Raw genomic sequence first — 22078 nt, 5'->3', positions numbered from 1 at the left:
GCCTAGTTGCGCAGGCTCCACTGCTGGTTGGTGCCACCGTTGCACGACCAGAGGATGAGCTTCGTGCCGTTGGCGGTGGCGGCGCCGTTGGCATCGAGGCAGAGCCCGGACTGGCCGTTCGTGATGGTGCCGTTGGCGTTGACGTTCCACTGCTGGTTGAGGCCGCCGTGGCAGTCCCAGATGATGACCTGGGTGCCGTTGGCCGTGCCCGCCCCGGACGCGTCCAGGCACTTGGTGCCGTACACCGTCAGTTGCTTGCCGCTGGTGGACGTCCATCGCTGGTTCGTGCCGCCGCCGCAGTCCCAGAGCTGCACCTGGGTGCCGTTGGTGGTCGCGGAGTTGGGCACGTCGGCGCAGCGGCCGGACTGACCGCCCACGAGCTGCCCGCCCTGCGGGGTGCCGCCGCCGCTCTGCTGCCGCACGATCGCTGTCGACTCCGCCGAGCGGTTACCCTGCGCGTCGAGGACGTAGAGCCGGTACTCCCCCTGCGACGCCGGCACGGCGATTGTCGTGGCGGTGCCGGACGCCCTGGTCATCGTCGGCCCGGCCGTGAAGGTGGTGGTGCCGGAGGGAGCCAGCCAGAGCGACCTGGTGGCGTCACCAGTGCTCCGGATCGGGATCGACGCCGTGGCGCTGGCGACGAAGGTGCTGGCCGGCAGCACGTAGTTCGGTGCCGAGAAGGTGCTCGCCGGGAGGATGTCCCGGTACGCGTCCTCGAGGCCGGAGTTCGCGGCGATCGCGTACGCCGCCGCCGGCCAGACGTAGTCGGAGGAGACAATCATGTCGCCGATCGTGCTGTTCGGCAGGTTCTTGTTCGAGACCTTGTTGATGGGGCCGTAGATCTGCGTGATGCTCAGGTCGTGCTTGCGCCCGAAGTCGTCGGAATTGATCATCCAGGTGACGTTCTTGTCGATGCTCAGGACGTTGTCGCGGAACGTGATGAACGCTGATCCCTCGTCCGGGTGCAGGCCGTACTTGTGACCTGAGGGAACGCCCTGGAGATAGTTGTTGGTGATCGTGGTCCCCGGCTGACTGCCGAGCGTGTAGATGGGCGCCGTGTCGCTGAGGCGCTGCACCGTGTCGATGATGTGGTTGTAGCTGATGGTGTTGTTCCGCGCCGTCGTGGTCGGCCGGTTGGGCACGATCGAGCCCGATGATCCGTCGAAGTTCCACCAGCCCCAGCCGAGGGTGATGCCCGACCAGGGGCTCTTCTCGATCCGGTTGTGCTGGATCGTGAGGGTGTCGGCGAAGTACGCCGAGATCGGGCTGTGCCCGTTGAAGAGGACCGCGCTGTCGTACACATAGTTGTTCTTGATGTCGATGTTTTTCGGCAGCCCCTCGACCTGCGGGGAGTACTTCTCCCGGTTGGTCGACGTGCCGTCTCCGATGTAGACGTGCTGGGGGTGGCCGACGTCGATGGCGGAGCCGGCGATGTCGTTTGTGTGGTTTCCGATCAACTGCGTGTTCTGTACGTCGTTGACGAGGCTGATGCCGTCGGCGCCGGAGTGCTGGACCCGGTTCCGTTGCAGCAGGATCCCGTCGGCGTTCTGCACCTGGATCATGCCGGGGGTCACGTCGACGTTGCGGTAGTAGTAGACGTGGAAGTTGCCCTTCGCGTACGCGTGCGCGCCGAGGTTGCCCTGCTGCGCCTGCTTGAAGGACGAGCCGGCGACTGAGAACAGGTTCCAGTCGGAGTGCTGCACGGTCAGGCCGGAGAACGTGATGTTGCGCGCGTGGCTGCTCGTCGAGGTGCCGGAGACCCGCAGCAGGGTGGTCACGTTGTTCGGCGCGTAGACCGCGGCCGTCGCCATGTTCTCGCTACTGGACTTGTAGTAGTAGACCGTCCGGCTGCTCTTGTCGAAGTAGAACTCGCCGGGGGCGTCCAGGAACTCGTACGCGTTCATGAGCTTGTGGGTGCCGCCCACCTGGGCGTTGCCGTTGAACGCACCCTGGGCGATCGCCGCACCCGGTTGCTGGAACAGGGCCACCCGGTTCGCGCCGTCGGAACTCGTGGTCACCTGGCGGACGCCGACGATCGCCGTCGTCCAGGTCGTCCCCGTCTCGATCTCGATGTCGTCGTGGTTGCGGGCGATGGCGGGGAAGTCGGCCAGGTTGTACTTGGCGCCGTCGCACTGGGAGCCCGACTCCCAGGCCCAGTCGGCCTGACCGGCCGTGACGGTGTACGTGCCGTAACACCCCGCCGAGCCGACCGTCTTCGACGCCATGTACGCGCGCTTGTCGTTGACGTAGAGCGCCCGCAGCTTGGTGGAGCGGTCCAGCGGGGCCTTCCAGATGTCGCCGCTGTGCTGGGTCCACCCGGTCACCTGGACGCCGCCGTCCAGGATCGGCGTCTCCCCCGCGTAGGCGGCGTAGCTGATCCGGAAGCCGTTGGTGCCGGAGTCACCGGCGCCGAACTCGATGGTGCTGCCTACCGGATACCTGCCACCGCGCAGGTAGACGGTGATGTCGCCGGTCATGCTCGCGTTAACCGTCCGTACGACGTCCCGTGCGCGTTGGACCGTCCGGAATGGAGATGCCAGCGTGCCGGGGTTGGCGTCGTTGCCGTCGGGGGCGACGTAGTAGGTCGCCTGGACCGCCGCCGCTGCCGGCGACGGGTCGGCGAGCACGCCCGGCAGCGTGGCGGCGACGAGAGCAGCCACCGCCAGCAGTGATGTTCGAGCGGTTGACACGATTGACCTCACGGACCCGTTCCTCTCACGTGCCGTCGACAGGGAACCCCGTGTGCATCGAGCGATGAGTACGGATGTAATCGCCCCGAAATCTTTCCGAAGCGTAGGTCACACGTGTGATGAATGCAACGGTCGATCGCAATTCATCTATGCGTGACCGGCGCTGATCGGCCCACCGGTCTCAGCGCTACCGTCCGGTCATCAGATGAATTCGGCACCAGGCCGGGCCGGGGCGTGCCACCGCCCCGGCCCGGGCCTGCTCACCTGATGCTGAACGTCGCCAGCCGCAGCGGGGAGTCGAACACCAGGTACACGTCGTGGGTGCCGGCAGCCCGTGCCAGGTCGGCCTCGACGCTCACGTACCGGTAGTCGTCCCCGGTGCTGGGCACCGTGACCGTGCCGAGCTGCCGGCCGGTCGGCGACCCCAGTCGTACCTGGATCGTGCCGGTACCCGCTCCGGCGCGGGCGACCCGCGCGGTGAGGGTGCGGGCGCCGGGACGCAGCGCGGCGTCGGCGAAGGCGATCCACTGTCCGGCTCCGGTCGCGCCCACGACCGTGCCGCTGGCCTTGGTCTCGTCGAGCAGCCGGACGCCTGAATACCTGTCGAAGTTCTCCGCACGGGTCAGCCGGGACAGGTCCCGGTCCGGGACCGTCTCACCGCGTACCCGGATCTGCGTCCGCGCCCGGATCTCCCCGGCGGACGCGCCCACCATGAGGTCGTGCACCGACGACTCGACCACCCACCGGCTGCGGGTGACATCCCAGTGCGCCAGGTCCGCGGCGGGCAGCCGCAGGACCACCGTACGGGTCTGCCCCGGCGCGAGGTCCACCCGCTGGAACGCCTTGAGCTGACGGATCGGAGTCCTGACCCGTGAGGTGCGCTGGTGGGTGTAGAGCTGCACCACCTCGGATCCGGCTCGGCTCCCGGTGTTGGTGACGTCCACACTGACCGAGATCGTGCCGTCGGCCGCGACCGAGGTGGCGCCGGGGCGCGGCTGGCCGTAGCGGAACCGGGTGTACGACAGCCCGTGGCCGAACGGGTAGAGCGGCTTCGCGGTGCTGTACAGGTACGTCTGCCCGGACGAGATGATGTCGTACTCCAGCAGGTCCGGCGGCAGTTGCCCGTCCGAGCGGTACCAGGTCTGGGTGAGCCTGCCCGACGGGTTGCGGTCACCGAACAGGACGTCGGCGACGGCGTGCCCGGTCTCCGCGCCCGCGTGGGTGGTCCAGACGATTGCCGGAACGTGCTGCTGCTCCCACGTCAGGGTGACCGGGTAGCTGGTCTGGAGGACCAGCACCGTACGCGGGTTGGCTCTGGTCACGGCCTTGACCAGCGCCTCCTGGCCGGCGCTCAGCGCGGTAGAGGTGCGGTCGTGCGCCTCGCGGCCGTTGATGAACGGGTTGCTGCCGACGACCAGGACCGCGGTGTCGGCCGCCTTGGCCGCCGCCACGGCCCTGTCGATCCCGCTGCTGATCACCTCGCGACTGAAGTGGGTCGCCGCGGCCGGGGTGGACGCGCCGAGCTTCAGGGCGCCGTCGGCACCGACAGTCACGTACCTGTCGGGGCCGAACCAGCTCTCCTTGGTCTCGTAGCCGGCGTAGCGCAGCACCACTGTTCCGTCGGCCTGCGGCTCCAGCTTGAACTGCTGCTGGACGTACCAGCCGTTGGGCTGCGCGTCCCGGGTGACGAACGGCCCCCAGTTGTAGCCGAGGTAGCGGCCGTTGGCCGCGTTGCGCAGCGTCACCACGTCCTGGCCCCAGTCCACCACGTCGAACTGGGCGACGAGCGCCGGGGTGGCGCCGGTCCCGAGGACGGGGTCGGCGTCGGTGGTGCCGGTGGCCGAGACGTACCTGCCGGTCGCCGTGTCCTTCAGCGCTATCCGGTCCGCCCCGTCGAGCCCGCTCACCCTGGCCTTGTCACCCAAGCGTTCGCGGATGCCGTCGAGCGCGGTCACCTCGTACGGCAGGTCGCCGCCGTACCAGTCGGAGTAGAGGGTGTCGGCCAGCGGGCCGAGCACGGCCACCTTGCGGGTGCGGGTCGGGTCCAGGGGCAGGGCCTGCCGGGAGTTCTTCAACAGCACCATCGCCTCGCCGGCGGCCTGCCGGGCCAGCCGCTGGTGTTCCGGGCTGTTGATGACGTCGGGGGTGATGCCGCCGTACCGGCCGCCGCCCGGGTCGAACTCCCCCAGCCGGAACCGGACGCTGAGGATCTCCCGGATCCGGGCGTCGATGTCGCCCTCGGTGAGCAGCCCGGCGGCCAGCGCCTGCTTGATGGCCGTCACTGTCGGCTGGGCGTTCGTGTCGTCGGTGATGAAACTGTTCAGCCCGGCCTTGATGATCGCCGCGTTGGCCTCGGATTGGGTGGCGTAGTACCCCTGGGAGGCGACGAGGTTGTTCGGGGCCCAGGCGTCTGTGACGTTCATCAGCGGCCTGTCGGTCCAGCCGCGGACCACCGTGGCGAGGTCCGGATCGACAGTTGCGGGCCGCCCGTTGACCAGGTTGTAGGCGGCCATCACCCCGGTCGCCGCGTCGGCGGCGAGGGCCGGTCTGAAGGCGGCGCGATCGTACTCGTTGAGCACCCGAGGGGGCACGTTGGACGAGGTCACGTCACGCCGGACCTCGTTGTTGTAGGCCAGGTAGTGCTTCAGGGTGGGTGCGCTCTTGAGGTGGTCCGGGTCACCGCCTGTCATCCCCGAGCCGTAGGCAGTGGAGATGGCCGCGGTGAGCAGCGGGTCCTCGGAGTAGCCCTCCTCGTTGCGACCCCAGCGGGGATCGCGGAGCAGGTTGACCACAGGCGCCCAGAGGTTGAGGCCCCAGACCCGCGGGTTCTGCGCGTGGTAGCCGCGCGCCTCGTCGCCGACGGCCGAGCCGACCCGGTTGATCAGGTCGGTGTCCCAGGTGCTCGCCATGCCCACCGGCTGGGGAAACGAGGTGCCGCGGGCCTTGACGACGGCCCCGTTGTCGTCGATGTCGGTCGACCAGGCAACCCCGTGCAGGGCCTCGGTGCCGGTCTTGAACAGGCCGATGCCCAGCCGGGGGATGGCCGGCTGGTACTGGTGCAGCCAGGAGATCTTCTCGTCCAGCGTGAGCCGCCCCATCAGGTCGTCGACCCGGGCGTTCACCGGCAGGTGGGGATCTCGAAAGGGGTAGGTGGGTTCGGCGAGCGCCGTGCCGGGAACGGCAGGCAGGGCCAGCAGTGCGAGCGCGAGCGCGGTGATTCCGCGCCGAAGTCGCCTGTTGCGCATGCGGTTTCTCCTCATGTCGTACGACCGACGTCACGGGGACGCCGAGACCGGCGTGGCCAGGCTCGACACCCGGCTGACGGGCCTGGACGACGGATCGTCGAAGCGCTTCGACGATCCGGCCGCAGGGACCACGGCCATGATCTGGTGATTTCGGCAACTATAGATGCGGGCCGATGAACCGCACCAGTGGCCGCCGACGGATCCGGGCCGGGACGATCCCGCCCGGCCGTCGACCGGGCGGTCCGGTTGATCACCCGGGTAGGCTTGTTACCGCTGCGTACCGTGCTGTCCTCGCGGCACCGACAGGTGTCACGGGTACGGCCGGCCGCCGCGTCGCGGCCCCGCAGTCCATTCCGCTCGCGCCGCTCCAGGGGGACGTCACCAGGTGAGCACCCACTCGATGTTGCTGTTCGTGCTCGCCGCCGTCGCGGTCGTCGTCGCCGTGCGGTGGGTCGCTGCCCGCACCGGACTGCCGGCGGCGGCACTGCTGCCGCTCATCGGCATCGCGTACGCGCTGCTCCCCGGCCCGAACATCGGGCTGGATCCCGACCTCGTGCTCATGGTCGTGCTGCCGCCGTTGCTCTACAGCGCCGCACTGGACTCCTCGCTGCTGGACATCCGCCGCAACCTGCGCATCGTGGTCAGCCTGTCCGTGCTGCTCGTGCTTCTCACAGGCGTCCTCGTCGGCATCGGGTTCCACCTGTTCGTCGCCGGCGCGACACTTGCCGCCGGGATCGCGGTCGGCGCCGCCATCGCCCCGCCCGACCCGGTGGCCGCCCTCGCGGTGGGTCGCCGGGTCAACCTGCCGCCGAAAATGGTCACGATCATCCAGGGCGAGGGGCTGCTGAACGACGCCACCGCCCTCACGATGCTCAGCGTCGCGGTGGCCGCCGCCGTGGGCGGCGAATTCTCGTTCCCCTCCGCCGTCGCCCAGTTCGTGCTGGCGGCGGTCGGCGGGGTCGCGGTGGGAGCGGCAGTCGCCTGGCTGGTACGGCTGGCCCGACCCCTCACCACCGACCCGTTGCTGTCGAACGCCATCTCGCTCGCCACACCGTTCGTGGCCTACCTGCTGGGCGAGGAACTGCACGTCTCCGGGGTGCTCGCCGTGGTGATCGCCGGCCTGATCGTCGGCCACCAGACGCCCCAGCTCGGGTCCGGCGCCGCCCGGTTGCAGACCAGCGCGGTGTGGCGGCTCGTCGACTTCCTGCTCGAAGGCTTCGTCTTCCTGCTGATCGGCCAGCAGCTCCCCGAGGTCGTGAAGGGTCTGCGCCAGTACGAGACGTCGACGATCGTCATCGCCGTCGCGGTGTCGGTCGGCGTGGTGCTGCTGCTGCGCCCGGCCTGGCTGGTGCTGACCCAGTCCCTCCCGCGGTCGCTGCACAGCCGCTTGGGCGGCATCTCCGACCCCGACGAGCCCGATGAGCCCGCCAGCGCCCGGCAGGTCGCCCGCGCCGACCGCAACGCCCAGCGACTGTCCCTGCGCGAGGTGACCGCGTTGAGCTGGTCGGGCACCCGTGGGGTCATCAGCCTGGCCGCGATCTTCACCCTGCCGTTGACAACCAACAGCGGCGCGCCCTTCCCCGACCGGGACCTGCTTCTGTTCTGCACCTTCGTGGTCGTCCTCGTGACACTCGTCGGGCAGGGCCTGACGTTCGCGCCGCTCGTGCGCAGGCTCGGCCTACGCGCCAACGAGACCGACCAGGCCCGCGTCCGCAACGAGGCCCGCTCGGCGGCTGTCGAGGCCGCCCTGGCCCGCCTGGACGAGGTCGCCGCCGGGGAACCGGACAGCGCGGTGGCCGTCAACACCACACGTACGCAGCTGCTGGCCCGCCTGGCGCGCTACCGCGGGCGGCTCGACCTGCTCGAACAGAGCGGCTCGTCCGAGATACCGACCTCACCGCAGTACGAGACGGCGCTGCGGGTCCGCCGGACGGCAATCGACGCCCAGCGGGAGGAACTCGTGCGCTGGCGCGACTCGGGCCGGCTGCCCGACGAGGAATTCCGCGTCCTGGAACGCGAACTCGATCATGAGGAGCTGCTGCTCCCCAGGCGCGCGTCCAGCTGACCGCGCGGCGCCGCGCCGCCACTCCGGCTGCTCGGGCACAGGCGCCGCTCAGTCGTGACGGTCGGGCTCCCCCGCCCGCCTGACCGCCGCGGCCGCCTTGTCGGCGTCCATCCCGCTGGCGCTGAGCAGGTCCTGGGCGGCCAGACGCAGCTCACCAGCGGCGATCATCCCCGAGTAGCCCAGACGGTGGGTGTGCGGGCGGGTCGGGTCCCGCGCAGCTTTGCCCTGCGCCCGTCCGACCAGATCGACCGCCGCCAGGAGCTGCTCGCGCGGATCTCGCGGCTCGTTGTGCGAGCAGATCGAGCACCGCAGGGCCCAAGCGCTGTTGGCGAGCAGGTCGATGGCTGTGGGAAACTCCCCAGGTATCGGTTCGTCGTCCCTGAGGGCCTTCGTGAGTCGTCGTGCCATGGATCGGCAGCTGTGCAGGCTGCGTTCCAAATGCCTGATGTACGCCGCGTGGAAGGCCAGGGAGGGCCGTTCGCGCCAGCGGAGGGGCGCCAGTCGCACCACCTCCTCGGCGGCGCTGAGCCCTTCGTCCAGCGCGGTGAGCTGAGGGCCGAGGTCCCGCATGGTGTTCAGGCTCCCCTCGACCTTGCCAAGATCGCGGGCACGCAGTGCCCTGGCGAGGTCGGTCAGGGCGGCCACCGCCCGCTCGACGAGCGGCCCCGCCAGACGCTGCAGCGTCCGTTGCGGGTGGATGGGCACCAACAACAGACCGACAGCGATCCCGATCAGCCCACCGAGTGCGGCGTCGACGAAGCGGGGGATGGACAGTTCGCGCACGGGCGGCTCCAGGGTGGCGATGAGCACCGCGGTGCCGCCGGCCTGGACGAGCAGGGAACCACCTCCCTTGAGCAGGACGGCGACGATGATCGCCAGCACGACGACGACGCCGGTCTGCCAGGGTCCAACGCCGAAGAACGGCATGAGCAGGTCACCGGCGGCGAGCCCGAGGGTGATACCGGCCAGCAGCTCGACGGTGCGCCGCACGCGTGACCCCATCGAGGCCGCGACGATGCCTACCGCAGTGGTGGGTGCCAGGACCGGGCTGGGATTGTGCAGGAAGTGACGCGACACGAACCAGGTGATCGCCGCCGCGACGCCGGCCTGCACGGCGAGCAGGCCGAACAGGCGCAGCCGCCAGGCGCGGATGCGCAGCGTGCGCTCCGACCGTTCCCGCACGTGCAGAGATGCCCAGAAAGCACGAAACCGCCCTCGTGGTGCCGGGCCCACGTCGTCTGCCGGCTCCTCGCTCGCGGGCATGCGCGCCGCATACCCGCCAGACACGGACCTATCCCGGCGGTGCGCGGGCGCCCCCAGCGGGCCGGCCCGGTTGGGGGCCCGCACGACAGTTGCCTCGCCGGTGCGGTGACCTGCACCGGCGAGGCAACGATCACGGGACGGGCTCTACAGCTTGGCGATCCTGATCGTCGCCGTACGGTAGTTGTTGCGCCTGTCGTTCTTCGTCGGGTCGTAGTTCTTCTCGATGTTGCCGGCGCTGTCCACCGAGAACCACTTGAACGTCGTCGTCTCGGTCACGTGGAACACCTGCCCCGGCTCCCGGAACTCGGTAGCCGCATAACGGGGCGACTGGAGCGTGGGACGGCTGCCGTCGGTCGTGTAGTAGATGGTGGCCGGCTCGCTCGTCTCGAAGCGCACGTCTACCGGCCCGCGGTACTTCCCCGCGCCGGGAACGAGCTCGGACGTCGGGTCCTTCCGGTCCCGGCCCCAGTCCGCCGCGACCCGGAACATCTCCATGATCCCGTTGGCGTACTCCATCGTCTCGGCATGACCGCTTACCAGCTCGGGGTCGCCCGCCCACTCCGGCTGGAACGAGCCGCCCTGCCAGTCGCCGGTGGCCGGGTTGTAGACCGAGCCGCCGACCTCCCAGCCGAAGGCGTAGATCCCGTACGTGTAGTACAGGTCCTCGCGCACGTTGCCGGCCGAGGAGTAGAGGACGTCGGACGAGCCGCCGACGTTCTCCGGCGTCACGACCGTCTCCCGGTGGGCCTTTACCTGCGACAGGATCCGGGACGCCGACTGCCAGTAGAACGCCTCGTCACCGAGCGGCGGGCGCGGCGTGGTGATCCGCCCGTCCGCGATGTACGCGCCGGGCTGCCAGAACAGCTGACCGCCGTTCGAGTGCACGGACATCATGAACTTGATGTTCGAGTACTTCTCGACCAGCCAGATGATGTTCTTCGACTCGGGCTCGGACAGCTCCTCCGGCCCCTGGTACGTGCCGCTGACACAGTTGGTCGACCCGCCCGCGTAGCCGTCGTGGCCCGACCCGACCCGGTAGTTCCGGTTCAGGTCGACGCCCCAGGAGTTTCGCTGCCCCGGATCGGCTGTCGCGTCCGGGCAGTGGTTCGTCATGTTCTTCCGCTGGGAGGCGAAGTTGTAGAAGCTGTAGTTCGCCCCGTCGGGGTTGTTGGAGAGGATGAAGAAGACGTCGGTGTTGTCGACGATCTTCTTCGTCTCCCGGTCGGACCGGTAGTTGTGCACCAGGCGCTCGGCCGACTCCAGGCTGGTCGTCGCCGGCACCCACTCGCGGGCGTGGTCCTGGGCCTGGATCAGGACGCCTGGCTTCTTGCCGTCACGGTGCTTGCCGATCCGCAGGACGGGAATGGTGACCGGGCCCCGCGGCACCTCACCCTCCGGCGCTCCGACGCGCTTCTGGTCGAGGAAGTCGGTCAACGCGACCGGGCCGGCCGTCGGCGCGACGACTCCGGTGCCCGCGTTGGTGCGGTACGGGTGCGCCCGGTCGATGAGGCCCTGGGACCGGGCCTTCAGCGCGTCCGCCACCTGGGTGGCGGTACTCGCCGGCGCACCTGAGGCGTCCGTCGCGAGCAGGACGCGGACCGCCTTGCCGGCGACCTCCACGGTGAGCGGGAGGTCCGCCCCCGGCCGGCCCACGAACTCGACTGTGATGTCGTTGCCACCCTCATGGCCCCACGCCGCCGAGCTGACCACCACCGCCGACTGGCCCGTACCGCCGATCGTGGCCTGCGCCTTGCGCTGGTAGCCGTTTGTCTGGTTCGGCAGGTAGACGATCTCGGCGATGTCCGGGTACTGGCGGGCTATCTCCTTCGCGCGGCTGTAGAGCTGCTGCGGGTGCTTGTAGCCGTCCACGAAGTCCGACTTGTAGGACGGGTTCGCCGTCAGCGGCGGCGGGGCGTCCTCCAGCCAGTCGGAGACCTTGCCGGTGGTGACGCCGCCGGTCGAGCTGGTGACCCGGATCTGGTTCGGCCGGGCATCGAGCTTGAACAGGTTCCTGTGGAACATGTACTGCCCGGAGTCGACGAACCGGCTCATCGTCCGGGGGAAGCCGAAGGACGTGCCCCTGCCCGAGTCGTTCTCGAGCTGCATCTCGACTACCGGTTCGGCCTGCTGCCCCTCGGTGGTGCGTGCCTCGACGTACAGGAAGCCCTGGCCCTTGGTGGTGAACCAGTCGGCACGGGCGATCCGCACGGTCGCCTCGTGGCTGGCCGGCTGCGCGGCGCGGGCGGCGGCGTTGCCCTGGATGCCGCCGTCGGCTTGGTCGCTCCAGGCGAAGCCCTCGTCGTCGCCGAGGACCTCGACGCCCATCGCCGTCAGTTCGGCGATCTGTTCGGCGGTGACCACCGCCTCGCCCTCGATGCCGGTCGGCACCCGCTTGAGGCCGTGTTCGAGGTCGAAGCCGGCGGCGACAACCCGGTCCAGCATGTCGGCGCCGGCCAGCTTGACGTGTACGCGGCGTACCTGGTCGCGGGTCTCGAGCTCAGCTCGTGCGGAGCCGGCGGTGGCGGTCGACAGCGCGGGATCCGCGCCCGCCGGACCGGTCGACACGAGGACGCCGGCCAACAGGGCGGGCAGCGCCACGAACGCGATGCGCCGTTGTCTGCGTCGCATTATCCCCTCCTTCGTGTTCGTAATGATCCATAAAGGACGGACGGTTGACGCTCGCGCATCCTGGGTCTGGGCACGGGCGATGGTTGGCGTGGCGGGAAGGTCCGGGGGCCGTGCGCGAGTCCGGTGAGCGTATGCGGATCTTCGACGGCATCAGCTCGGATCAACGTAATTTGAGCATTACTTGAGGCATCGCGGGGGTAGCGGTCGCCCGCCTTCGCCGAGTCCCGGTGACCGCCCGCGCTTGATCCGCCGCCGGCCGGGTAGCTGAACACCATGCGACTACCAACCCTGGTCAAGACCGCGGCGGCGGTCACCGTCACGGCCGCCGCCGGTACGGCGGTGAACGACACCTCCAACGGCTGGTACCGGCGGCTGCGCAAGCCGAGCTGGCAGCCACCGCCCGTGGCGTTCCCGTTGGCGTGGACGCCGCTGTACGCGTTGATCGCGGTGGCCGGCGCCCGCGTGCTGGACCGCACCAGCGGCGCCGATCGCGCGGCGTTCACCCGCGCCTACGCGCTCAACCTGGCTCTCAACTTCGGGTGGAGCGCGCTGTTCTTCAAGGCCCGCAGGCCCACCGTCGCGCTGGCCGAGATCGTCGCCCTCAACGCCTCGAACTTCGCGCTCGTCCGCCGCGCCTCCCGTGCCGACCACGTCGCCGGTGCCGCACTGGCCCCGTACGCCGCGTGGACGCTCTTCGCCACCGTGCTCAACAGCGCCATCGTCCGCCTCAACAGCGACAGGTGACAGCTCAGTTTGTGTGACCTGTGCGGGTGTCAACCCATCTCCACGGTGTACGAGGATGTCCCGTGAAGGTGAGGTTGTGAGCGTGACCTATCACGCGTACCCGAACAGAACCGACCTGACGGCGGTGGTGGACGCGGCCCGCCGCGGCGACCACGCCGCGACCGACGAACTGGTCTCGCACTACCTGCCCCTGGTCTACAACATCGTGGGCCGGGCGATGAGCCGTTCCGCGGACGTCGACGACGTGGTGCAGAACACGATGTTGAGCGTCGTACGAGGCCTGGCGGGCGTACGCGATCCGCGGCTCTTCCGGTCCTGGCTGGTGGCCGTCACCATGAACGAGGTCCGTGCCTACCGGCAGCACCGGCACACCACACCGACGCCGCCGGAGGACATCGACAACATGGTCGCCCCGGGTTCCGACTTCGAGGACCTGACCCTGACCCAGCTACGCCTGTCCGACCAGCGCCGGGAGGTGGTCCTGGCCACCCGCTGGCTGGACGACGACCACAGGCACCTGCTCTCGCTGTGGTGGCTGGTCGAGGCCGGTCACCTCACCCGCGCCGACCTCGTCGACGCGCTGCAGATCGACCCCCACCACGTGACCGTCCGGGTGGCCCGGATGAAGGCACAGTTGGACATCGCACGGCTGGTCGTACGGGCCCTCATCGCCCGGCCCGGCTGCGCCGGCCTCATCGACACGGCCTCCGACTGGGACGGCCAACCCGCGCCGGTGTGGCGCAAGCGCCTCGCACGACACATCCGCGACTGCACGTACTGCCCGAACACCACATCGGACCTGGTTCCCGCCGAGCGGCTGCTCGCCGGCCTCGCGCTCACGCCGGTCCCGACCCACCTCGCCTCGGACGTCTCCCACCAGGTGCACCTCGTCTCCTCGTCGGAGGCCGCCGCGTCGGTGGGCGCGCACGCGAAGGCCGGGCTGGTGCACAAGGCCCACCTCACGGCCCTGTCCCTGCCCAAGACCCTGGTGGGCGCCGTCGCCGCCGTCGCCGTGCTCGGAGGGGGCGGGCTCATCCTCACCACCTATGGCGACGAGCCGACGAAGCAGCCCGCGAGCGTCGCCGAGGCCCAGCCCTCGACCGCGAGCACCGACCTCGCCGCCGAGACCGACGGCCCCGCGACCGAGTCGCCCTCCCCCACGGCACCCGAACCCTCCCCGACCACCGCGCAGCCGAGCCCCACCCCCAGCCGGTCGGCGACACGAACCACAGCACCGAAGCCCACCCCGACACCGACCAGGTCGGCCAACAAGTCGGCCGCCCTGCCGGCCGGCGTGTCCGCCGCCGAACAACGCCTGCTGGTGCTGCTCAACGAGCGACGCAGCGCGCTCGGGCTGCCCGAAGTCAAGATGCGCACCAACGAGCAGAACGCCGCGGAGACCTGCGTGAAGCAGAACCTGGACGCCGGCACCTTCGAACACTGCGGGCACGAGGTCCTGTGGGCGTCCTCGGGCAACTCCTCGCCCGAGCAGATGATCGAGGCCTGGTTCAACAGTCCCGGCCACAAGACGGCACTGACCTACGCCAGCTCCCGCTTCGCCGGCCCCGCCATCGTCTTCAACGGCACCCGCCAGATCGCCGCCATCAACATCGACTACTGAGGCTCTCCGGCCCGGCGACTGTCGTCGCCGGGCCGGCCCGCCTACGCCCCGCCCCCGACCGGTGGCATCGGCCGCACGGACGCCTCGGCGGCCAGCCGCGCGGCCACCCGCTCATCGAGGTACGCGGCCACCCGCGCGTCCTCAGCCGGGGTCAGCGTCGTCCGGCACAGGTACCGCGGCTGCTGGTCCGCGCAGTCCAGGCGGTACGCCTCGCGCAACCGAACGGCGTGCCTGATCGCCGTCCACGGCAGCCGCAGCGCCGCGTGGGCGGTGTGCCACTCGATGGCCTCCGCGGTGAACACGTATCGCACCGGCGCGCGCAACTCGGCGTGGCGTCGCAGGTACGCCGAACCGTTGATCAGCCCGGCGACGATCCACACCACCCCGAACGGGAGGCCGAACAGCCCGGCGAAGAGCCAGCCACCATCGGCAGTGAACGTACCGAGGCTCGTGACCGACAGCAGCAGGCCCGAGATGACGAACAGCCAACTCATCCGCCGCAGATCCCGTCGCAGCAACCGCGTGTACCTGACGTCAGGTGTGACGAGCAGGTCGAACCCGCCCCGAAAACCTCCATCGTCGAGCCTCTCGTCGCCCACCCCGTACCCCCGTCGTCGTCGATGCCAACCGCGAAGAACCTAGACCCCGCCGCCCGTACGGACCAGACCCGTCACCTGCGGTCGGGGCGTACCCCCCGATCCGCCGCACGTCGCCGTCCCGGCCCTGACGTCCCGCTGTGCACGCCGGGATGCCAGGCTCACCGCGTGGGTGCCGAACCGACGTACATCTGGACGACCTCCGGCGGTCCGGCGGTGACCACCGGATGAGCCTGGTGTCGGCGTTCGTTCCGATCTGGATCCTCACCGCCCTCGGCTACGCGGCCTGTCGTTGGGGCCTGCTGGGCGAGACGGCGGCGTCGGTGCTCGGCCGGTTCGTGTTCCACCTCGCGATGCCCGCCGCCCTGTTCCTGGCCCTGTCCCGGATGCCGCTCTCCGGGTTCGCCGGCCGCCCGCTGCTCGCCTTCGCGGTGAGCACCGCCGCGGTCGTCGCGGTCGGGTGGGCCGGCGCGAGCCGGCTGTTCAGCCGCACGCCCGGCGAACGACCGATCTGGGGCATGGCAGCCGGGTACGTGAACTCGGCGAACCTCGGCATCCCGATCGCCACTCAGATCCTCGGCGACGTGTCGTTCCTGGCGGAGGTGGTGCTGCTCCAGGTGCTTGTGGTGACGCCCGTGATCCTGGTCGCCCTGGACCGGCACAGCGACCCGACCGGGCGGGTACGGGTCCGCCGTATCGCCTCCCTACCGGTACGCAACCCGGTGATCCTGGCGTCGCTGCTCGGTGTCGCGTGCTCCGCTGCCGGCGTGCACCCGCCGTCGGCGGTGGGCGCGTCACTCACCCTGCTGTCGGGCGCCGCGGTCCCGGCCGCCCTGGTCGCGCTCGGCGCGTCGCTGCACCGCACCGCGCCGTCGCGGGCACAACCGACAGACCCCACCGAGCTGGCCGTGATCACCGCGCTGAAGCTCGTCGCGCAACCGGTCATCGCGTACGCGGCCGGACTGGCCCTGCACCTGTCCGCTCCCCAGTTACTCGCCGTGGTGGTGTGCGCGGGCCTGCCGACAGCGCAGAACACGTTCATCTACGGCCAGGAGTACGGCGTCGGCGAGGAGGTGGCCAACCGGGCGGTGGTGGTCACCACGACGCTGTCGCTGGCCACAGTGGCGGGGGCGGCGGCGCTGCTCGGGTAGGCCTCTGGGCCCGGTCGCCACCGGACACCTCAGGCCGCACGTACCAGTCACGCGAACGCGGCGTCCGATCACCGCCAGACTGTCCGGCCCTGGTCGACCAGGCTCTGTGTCATGAACAACGCACTTGATGGCAAGGTGGCCCTCGTTACCGGTGGTGGTCGTGGCATCGGCGCCGCAGTCGCCCTGCGCCTGGCCGAGGAGGGCGCCGACGTGGCCCTGTCGTTCCAGCAGAACCAGCAACGCGCCAACGACGTCGTGGACCAGATCAAGGCCGCGGGCCGGCGGGCGATAGCCGTGCAGGCCGACAGTGCCGACCCGGCGGCAGTGGTCGACGCGGTGGACCGGGCCGCAGGTGAACTGGGTCGATTGGACATCCTGGTCAACAACGCCGGCGCGTTCCTCCTCGGCCCGCTGGAGCACTTGAGCCTCGACGAGTTCGACCAGACCGTCGCGGTCAATGTCCGGGCACCGTTCGTCGCGTCGCAGGCCGCGGCGCGCCACATGTCCGCCGGTGGGCGGATCATCAACATCGGCAGCAACGTCGCGGAGCGGGCGGTCTTCCCGGGCTTCTCGCTGTACGCGATGAGTAAGACCGCCCTGATCGGTCTGACGAAGGCGCTCGGACGCGAACTCGGTGGCAGAGCAATCACCGTGAACCTCGTGAACCCGGGGGCCACGGACACCGAACTGAATCCGGCCGACGGCCCCAACGCCGACACGATCAACGGGTTAACCGCCCTCGGCCACTACGCGGTGCCAGCCGACGTGGCCGCAGCGGTGGCGTTCCTCGCCAGCCCGGACGGGCGCTACATCACCGGCGCGACGATCAACGTCGACGGCGGCTTCACCATCTGATCGATCGGCCCACCGCCGTCCTGCGTACACCTGCGGCCCGCCTCGCCCGCAGGTGTACGCGAGACGGCAGAGGCGTAACGCCTCCACCCGATCATGCTTTCGCAGGCTGTGTACGGGGCCGAGAAGGCGGCAGAAGAGAACCGAGCTGAGACGAAGAGACCCGACCCTGTGTGTACCACCGGATCGGGCCTTGATCGTTGGTGCGCCGCCAGGGACTCGAACCCCGAACCCGCGGATTAAGAGTCCGCTGCTCTGCCAGTTGAGCTAGCGGCGCTCGATCGGCAACGGGACGAGACGCTAGCACGCCAGGGTGCCGCTCCAGAAACAGGGACACCCTCGCCGCAGCGTCCGCGCGGGCTGCCCGGCAGGACCGCCGGGACACCGGTGGCGAGAATCCGGCGGATCCTGGCATTTTCGCCTCTCGTCGCTGACTGCAGGCCTTCCTAGGCTCCTTCCCGACACGCTTCAACAAGAACGGAAACGGGGCTGGATCGTGCTTCGCTACGTCATGCCCGTGGTGATCGGGCTGGTCTACGTCGGGCTCAACTCTTTCGTGCCGGAGCCGCACCGGCGGCGCCTGAACGCGCTCGTCGTCACAGGCGCCGGGGCCGCCTACATAAGCGGTGGCGGATTCGGGCTGTGGGAGTTGGCCTTCTGCGCGCTGCTGCTGGTGGTGGGCTACGCCGGGCTCACCTCGTACACCTTCATCGGCGTCGGATGGCTCCTGCACACGCTCTGGGACGTCCTGCACCACAGGCGCGGCACCCCGATCATCCCGTCGCTGCACGACTCGTCGTTCGGCTGCGCCCTCTGCGATCCGGTCATCGCGCTCTGGTGCTTCGCGGGTGGCCTGTCGGTCCGAGACCTGTACGACCGGGTCGCCCGCCGGGCGGCCGATGTGCGCCCGCCGGTCACCGCGCGGTCCTGACTGGTTGAATTCCGCCATGCACACGGTGGCCGTGCTCGCCCTCGACAGCGTCGTCCCGTTCGACCTGGCCACGCCGATGGAGGTCTTCCAGCGCACCCGCCTGCCCGACGGCCGCGCCGGTTACCGCGTCCTCGTCTGTGCCGCCACGCCGACGGTCACCGCTGGCGCGTTCAGCATGGCGGTGCCGTGGGGCCTGGACGTCCTCGCCGACGCCGACACCGTCATCGTCCCGGGTGTCTCCGACCCCGCCGCCGCGACACCTCCGGCGGTCCTCGACGCGCTGCGCGCCGCGGCCGCGAACGGCGCCCGGATCGCCTCGATCTGCGGCGGCGCGTTCACCCTGGCCGCCACCGGCCTGCTCGACGGACACCGCGCCACCACGCACTGGCTCGCCACCGGCCAGCTCGCCGCCCAGCATCCGCGGATCCAGGTGGACCCGAACGTGCTCTACGTGGACAACGGCCAGTTCCTCACCTCCGCCGGTGCCGCTGCCGGCCTCGACCTGTGCCTGCACCTGGTCCGCCGCGACCACGGCGCCGCCGTCGCCGCCGACGCGGCGCGGTTGTCGGTCATGCCGCTGGAACGCGCGGGCGGGCAGGCGCAGTTCATCACCCACGAACCGCCGGCCCCCGAGGGTGCGACCCTGGAGCCGCTGCTGGCCTGGATGCGCGCCAACGCCAGCCGTGAGCTGACCCTCACCGACATCGCGCGCCACGCCGGCATGAGCACCCGGACGCTGAACCGGCACTTCCGCGACCAGACCGGCACCACACCGCTGCGGTGGCTGCACCGGGTCCGCGTCCACCAGGCGCAACACCTCCTGGAGACCACCGCCCATCCCGTCGACCGGGTGGCGACGCAGGTCGGGTTCGGCTCCACCACCGCCTTCCGGGACTGCTTCAAGCGGATCACCGGCACCAGCCCGCAGGCATATCGGCGGAGCTTCCGCGGCGGCTGACCACGACGCGCGGGCGCCCGCAAGGTCGTCTGGATGATGGGCGACCAACCGAAGGTGGCCTGGAGACGGTCGTCAGCGGCGTGCAGCCGGACGGGTCCCCAGCGATCGCCCCGTCGTGACCGACCTCACTTCCACAATGCAACGACGAAAGATGAATCTACCGCGATGTATGGGTTGATAGATTTCGTCAGCGCGGTTATGTTGGGTTTCGACGTCGAAGAGGGAACCGCCAGCGACGCCAGAGCAACGGTCCACAGGCGCGCGCCGATTCACCTCTGTCAAGGTCCAGGCAAGCGAACTGCCTACGGGGGACTACATTGACATCCGAAAAAGTGCTACGTGGCGTGCTCGGACTAGGCATTCTCCAGCCGAGCGCAACTTTCCGCGAAAGCCTCGAAGCGGTACGAGAACTCGGTCCGACCGCAGCCGCCGAAATGATCACTCGGCACAAGGTCCGGCGCATCGCGCGTCAACGCGTCGGGGCGGCTCTCGCGACCGCGTCCGAGAGCGACGTCGCTCTGCTGCAGCGCTTCGACGCGGAGGTAGCCCGCCTCGGCGCGCCGAGGGAAACCCGGGGAACTGACCTGGACGCGCAGGTCGCCGCGTTTCGGTCCCGCACCTCGAATCTCCCCGTACGCCTCATGAAGGGCCTCGGTGTGCGCTCGTGGTACCCGGCGGGGCAGCGCCGGGACATCGGTGACGCCGACCTGTGGGTGCCGGACATGGACAGCGGCCTGCGGATAGCCTCGATGCTGCGGGATCTCGGCTTCACGTACGAACCCGGCGAGATGCCGTGGTTGAAACGAGACATGAATGGCACGCTACTCGGGCAGTTCCGGATGCAGCACCCTGCGCCGGATCAGGTGGATGTCGATATTCACATCGGCCCCTATTCGGTCCGCTACTGCGGCCTCATCGAATTTTCCCGTTCCCGCGAAAATGAAGTCTGGACGCCACTCGCCGACGAGGACAATTTCTGCGCCGTGATCGGAAATGCCGCCGGTGACTGCTTCATCGAGGCTAAGGCCATCAACGATGTCGTCCTGGCCGCCAGCCGTCAACTCGATTTCGGGTACGTCGTCGAGACGCTCCGCCAGGCGGGTCTGACGGGTTTCCTCAACACCGTCGTCGACCGCATTCAGGAGGTCTGTGACCTGCGCGACGACCAGCGGGCGACGCTGCGCCGGCTCCGTACGGACGATGCCCCGGAGGACGTGCCGCTGGCCGCCGCGGATGACGACATCCGCCGGACCGGCCTGGTCACCGCACACACCCGGCGTGTGGCAGAGAGCATGACGGGCGACGCCGCGGCGGCCGAACGCATCGCCCGCAACGCCGAGCACGCGTACGGAAGCCCGCGATCGTTCCGCCTGCGCACCTCCGGTGGCCAGCCGCACCGCCTGCCGGACATGAATCCCTGGACCTGCGTGCGGCTCGCTCCCCAGCCCCTCATCCGGCGGATCGCCAACCGACACGAACGGGTGCCGGTGCAGGGACGACACACGAAGCTCGCCGAGAACCTCGAACTGATCGAGGTTGAGGATGGCGACCTGCTGCGCTTCCGCGACGACGTCTTCCTGCCCACGGTCGACTACCTCTTCTGCAGCAAACTGGTCGTGGCCGAGCCGAAGGCTGGCACGCATGAGGCCAGCGAATGACGGCCGTGAGCGTGAGCGCTGGTTGGACCGGTACCGACAAGCGCTGGTCAGCGCTGCCCCCGAACGGGAACATCGTGTTCGGCAGCGACGAGAAGGTCGCCGACCTGGTGATCCCGGACGAGCATGCCGCCGGGTTGCTCGGCCGGGTGATCGCCGGCGACGGTCACTGGACCATCCAGAACGCGACAGCCGAAACCCCGATGCTCGTCGAGAACGCCTCGGGCAACGACTTCGTGTCCGTGCCGGCCGGCATGGAGATGCCGGTGCCGTTCACGTCGGCACGGGTACTCGTCTTCGGCAGCACCGGCATCGTCGCGTTCTCCGTGCAGACGGCGGAGTACTCCCCGCGCGTACCGGCCGGGCCAACGACGGACGGTGGCGCGTCGCCACTCAACCACAGGGCGAAGTACTTCGGAGTGCTGGTGGCCCTCTGCGAGCCGGCTCTTCGCTACGGTCCCATGAGCACGTTGCCCACCTCGGCCGAGATCGCACAGCGGCTACGCCGGTTGCCGGCGTACCGGTCGATCACCAGCGCGGCCGTGGACTTTCACCTCAACTACCTGTGCACGCAGAAGCTCCGGGGCTTCGTTGACGCCTACTCCTCGATCGTGGGAGCGCCGGCACCCGTCGTCGCGCACAGTCGACGGAACGCCCTGGTGCAGCTGGCGCTGCGGTTCAACCTGGTCCGGCGTCAGCACCTGCGCATGCTGGAGGGCGGGGCACGTCAGCCGATCGCGCCTCCGCAAGCACCTCGGCGACTCGCTCGCCGGCCTGCCCCGCGACCGCAGGGCTGATCTGCGTCAGGCACACCCGGACGGACGGCTGCCAGGCGTGGAACGCGCTTCCCGGCGATACCCGAACTCCGGCTGCGGCGAGCCTCGCCACAGCCTCGGGTTCGGGCAGCGCCACCGGGATCAGGATGTTCGGTCCTTCCTGGCCGCTGGCCACCGTCGGCATGTCGAGGGCGGCGAAGAAGGCAGCCCGGGCCGCGTCCAGCTGTTGGTGGCGTCGCAGGAGCAGGGCCGCGCCGCCATCGATCAGGAAGTGCGCCCATGCGCGCTGCCAGTGCAGAGACGGGGCGGACGCCGCCAGGGCGGGAACCATCTCACCGTCGCCCGAAGCCGCGATCACCCAGCCGAGACGGGCCCCGCGTCCCGCGAGCTTGTGCAGCGTGCCGACCGTGAGCACGGCCTCCGACAGGTCCGGCACCGGAGCGAACCACCGATAAGCGGTGTTGCACACCACCCGACGGCCCCGCTCGGCCGCCGCACCGACAGCGGCCACGAATCGCGCGTCGACCCCACGGCCATCAGGGTTGCGGCACGGAGCCGTGAACCACAGGGCGGCGCCGGTGTTGTCGGCGCCCGCATCGATCATCCATTCCCAGGTGTCGGTGCGCACGCGCAGCCGTTCGCGCCGCATCGCCGTGAGCACCCCGCGGAACGTCGGACGCTCCACCAGCACCTCGTCCACATCCCGCAGCAGCGGTCCCACGGCAGCCCGGACTCCGGCGGTGACGACGATCCGCTCGTAGCGCACCCGCAGGAGGTCCGCGAGGCACTCCCGGAGCAGCGGGTCACCCTCCAGGGGCGCGCCGAGGGACGGATCGACCTGCCCGAGCGCCTTGACTGTGGCGCGGCGCCACACCGTCAGCTCCGGCCGCTCCCAGAGGTGGC

Annotated in this window: 16 protein-coding genes and 1 tRNA gene; 10 read left to right on the top strand and 7 right to left on the bottom strand. The window is 69.9% G+C overall.

From position 1 onward, the window contains the following. Nucleotides 1-2: 2 nt before the first annotated feature. On the bottom strand, nucleotides 3-2702 hold the full coding sequence (locus ACFY1S_RS03585) for a ricin-type beta-trefoil lectin domain protein (RefSeq protein ID WP_387112510.1): 2700 nt from the start codon (nucleotides 2700-2702) through the stop codon (nucleotides 3-5). Between the two features lie 248 nt (nucleotides 2703-2950). Then, the gene (locus tag ACFY1S_RS03580) at nucleotides 2951-5935 is read right to left on the bottom strand and encodes a glycoside hydrolase family 3 C-terminal domain-containing protein (protein ID WP_387112507.1); all 2985 of its coding nucleotides are present in this window, start codon (nucleotides 5933-5935) and stop codon (nucleotides 2951-2953) included. On the opposite strand from ACFY1S_RS03580, the gene ACFY1S_RS03575 reads away from it, so the two are divergent. Both ACFY1S_RS03575 and ACFY1S_RS03570 read left to right on the top strand, forming a co-directional pair. Next, nucleotides 5934-6083, top strand: coding sequence for a hypothetical protein (locus ACFY1S_RS03575; RefSeq protein WP_354818367.1), 150 nt, complete (start codon nucleotides 5934-5936; stop codon nucleotides 6081-6083). The two genes, ACFY1S_RS03580 and ACFY1S_RS03575, sit on opposite strands and share 2 nt — an antisense overlap. Nucleotides 6084-6320: 237 nt before the next feature. Continuing rightward, nucleotides 6321-8000: a Na+/H+ antiporter gene (locus ACFY1S_RS03570; RefSeq protein WP_387112503.1), complete on the top strand. Its 1680-nt coding sequence runs from the start codon at nucleotides 6321-6323 to the stop codon at nucleotides 7998-8000. A 48-nt stretch (nucleotides 8001-8048) separates the two neighbouring features. Here the strand turns inward: ACFY1S_RS03570 and ACFY1S_RS03565 are convergent, their stop codons facing one another. Continuing rightward, nucleotides 8049-9182: an aromatic acid exporter family protein gene (locus ACFY1S_RS03565; RefSeq protein WP_387112499.1), complete on the bottom strand. Its 1134-nt coding sequence runs from the start codon at nucleotides 9180-9182 to the stop codon at nucleotides 8049-8051. Nucleotides 9183-9407: 225 nt separating this feature from the next. Further along, nucleotides 9408-11891 (bottom strand): M14 family metallopeptidase, encoded by a 2484-nt coding sequence (locus ACFY1S_RS03560; protein ID WP_387112496.1) that lies wholly within the window; start codon nucleotides 11889-11891, stop codon nucleotides 9408-9410. A gap of 273 nt (nucleotides 11892-12164) precedes the next feature. On the opposite strand from ACFY1S_RS03560, the gene ACFY1S_RS03555 reads away from it, so the two are divergent. Beyond that, a complete protein-coding gene (locus ACFY1S_RS03555) occupies nucleotides 12165-12635 on the top strand; it encodes a TspO/MBR family protein (protein ID WP_387112493.1) in 471 nt (156 codons plus the stop codon). A gap of 76 nt (nucleotides 12636-12711) precedes the next feature. Next, on the top strand, nucleotides 12712-14256 hold the full coding sequence (locus ACFY1S_RS03550; RefSeq protein ID WP_387112490.1) for a sigma-70 family RNA polymerase sigma factor: 1545 nt from the start codon (nucleotides 12712-12714) through the stop codon (nucleotides 14254-14256). A gap of 41 nt (nucleotides 14257-14297) precedes the next feature. Here the strand turns inward: ACFY1S_RS03550 and ACFY1S_RS03545 are convergent, their stop codons facing one another. Next, entirely contained in the window at nucleotides 14298-14855 is a 558-nt protein-coding gene (locus ACFY1S_RS03545; RefSeq protein ID WP_387112487.1) for a hypothetical protein, read from the bottom strand. 224 nt (nucleotides 14856-15079) lie between these two features. Here ACFY1S_RS03545 and ACFY1S_RS03540 point away from each other — a divergent pair, with 224 nt between their 5' ends. Together ACFY1S_RS03540 and ACFY1S_RS03535 are read left to right on the top strand one after the other, a co-directional pair. Continuing rightward, on the top strand, nucleotides 15080-16003 hold the full coding sequence (locus ACFY1S_RS03540) for an AEC family transporter (protein WP_387112484.1): 924 nt from the start codon (nucleotides 15080-15082) through the stop codon (nucleotides 16001-16003). 111 nt (nucleotides 16004-16114) lie between these two features. Next, entirely contained in the window at nucleotides 16115-16858 is a 744-nt protein-coding gene (locus ACFY1S_RS03535; RefSeq protein ID WP_387112481.1) for an SDR family NAD(P)-dependent oxidoreductase, read from the top strand. A 198-nt stretch (nucleotides 16859-17056) separates the two neighbouring features. Here the strand turns inward: ACFY1S_RS03535 and ACFY1S_RS03530 are convergent. Then, a tRNA-Lys gene (locus ACFY1S_RS03530) sits at nucleotides 17057-17132 on the bottom strand. Between the two features lie 219 nt (nucleotides 17133-17351). On the opposite strand from ACFY1S_RS03530, the gene ACFY1S_RS03525 reads away from it, so the two are divergent. The 4 genes from ACFY1S_RS03525 (at nucleotide 17352) to ACFY1S_RS03510 (ending at nucleotide 21196) form a co-directional block, all read left to right on the top strand. Then, nucleotides 17352-17786 carry a DUF6010 family protein gene (locus ACFY1S_RS03525; RefSeq protein WP_387112478.1) on the top strand — a complete coding sequence of 145 codons (435 nt, stop codon included), beginning with the start codon at nucleotides 17352-17354 and terminating at the stop codon, nucleotides 17784-17786. A 16-nt stretch (nucleotides 17787-17802) separates the two neighbouring features. Continuing rightward, complete coding sequence (locus tag ACFY1S_RS03520; RefSeq protein WP_387112475.1) at nucleotides 17803-18744, top strand: GlxA family transcriptional regulator; 942 nt, start codon at nucleotides 17803-17805, stop codon at nucleotides 18742-18744. Nucleotides 18745-19088: 344 nt separating this feature from the next. Beyond that, nucleotides 19089-20402, top strand: a complete 1314-nt coding sequence (locus tag ACFY1S_RS03515) for a nucleotidyltransferase family protein (protein ID WP_387112472.1) — start codon at nucleotides 19089-19091, stop codon at nucleotides 20400-20402. Then, a complete protein-coding gene (locus ACFY1S_RS03510; protein ID WP_387112469.1) occupies nucleotides 20399-21196 on the top strand; it encodes a hypothetical protein in 798 nt (265 codons plus the stop codon). The genes ACFY1S_RS03515 and ACFY1S_RS03510 overlap by 4 nt, the downstream gene beginning before the upstream one ends. On the opposite strand, the gene ACFY1S_RS03505 is transcribed toward ACFY1S_RS03510, so the two are convergent. Further along, entirely contained in the window at nucleotides 21078-22049 is a 972-nt protein-coding gene (locus ACFY1S_RS03505; protein WP_387114269.1) for a hypothetical protein, read from the bottom strand. The two genes, ACFY1S_RS03510 and ACFY1S_RS03505, sit on opposite strands and share 119 nt — an antisense overlap. Nucleotides 22050-22078: the final 29 nt, after the last annotated feature.

It is taken from the genome of Micromonospora sp. NPDC000663, from assembly GCF_042898105.1.
In the GTDB taxonomy this organism is placed as follows: Bacteria; Actinomycetota; Actinomycetes; order Mycobacteriales; family Micromonosporaceae; genus Micromonospora.
Note: the sequence above shows the minus strand (reverse complement) of the source record. Positions and strands in the feature narration are given on the sequence as shown.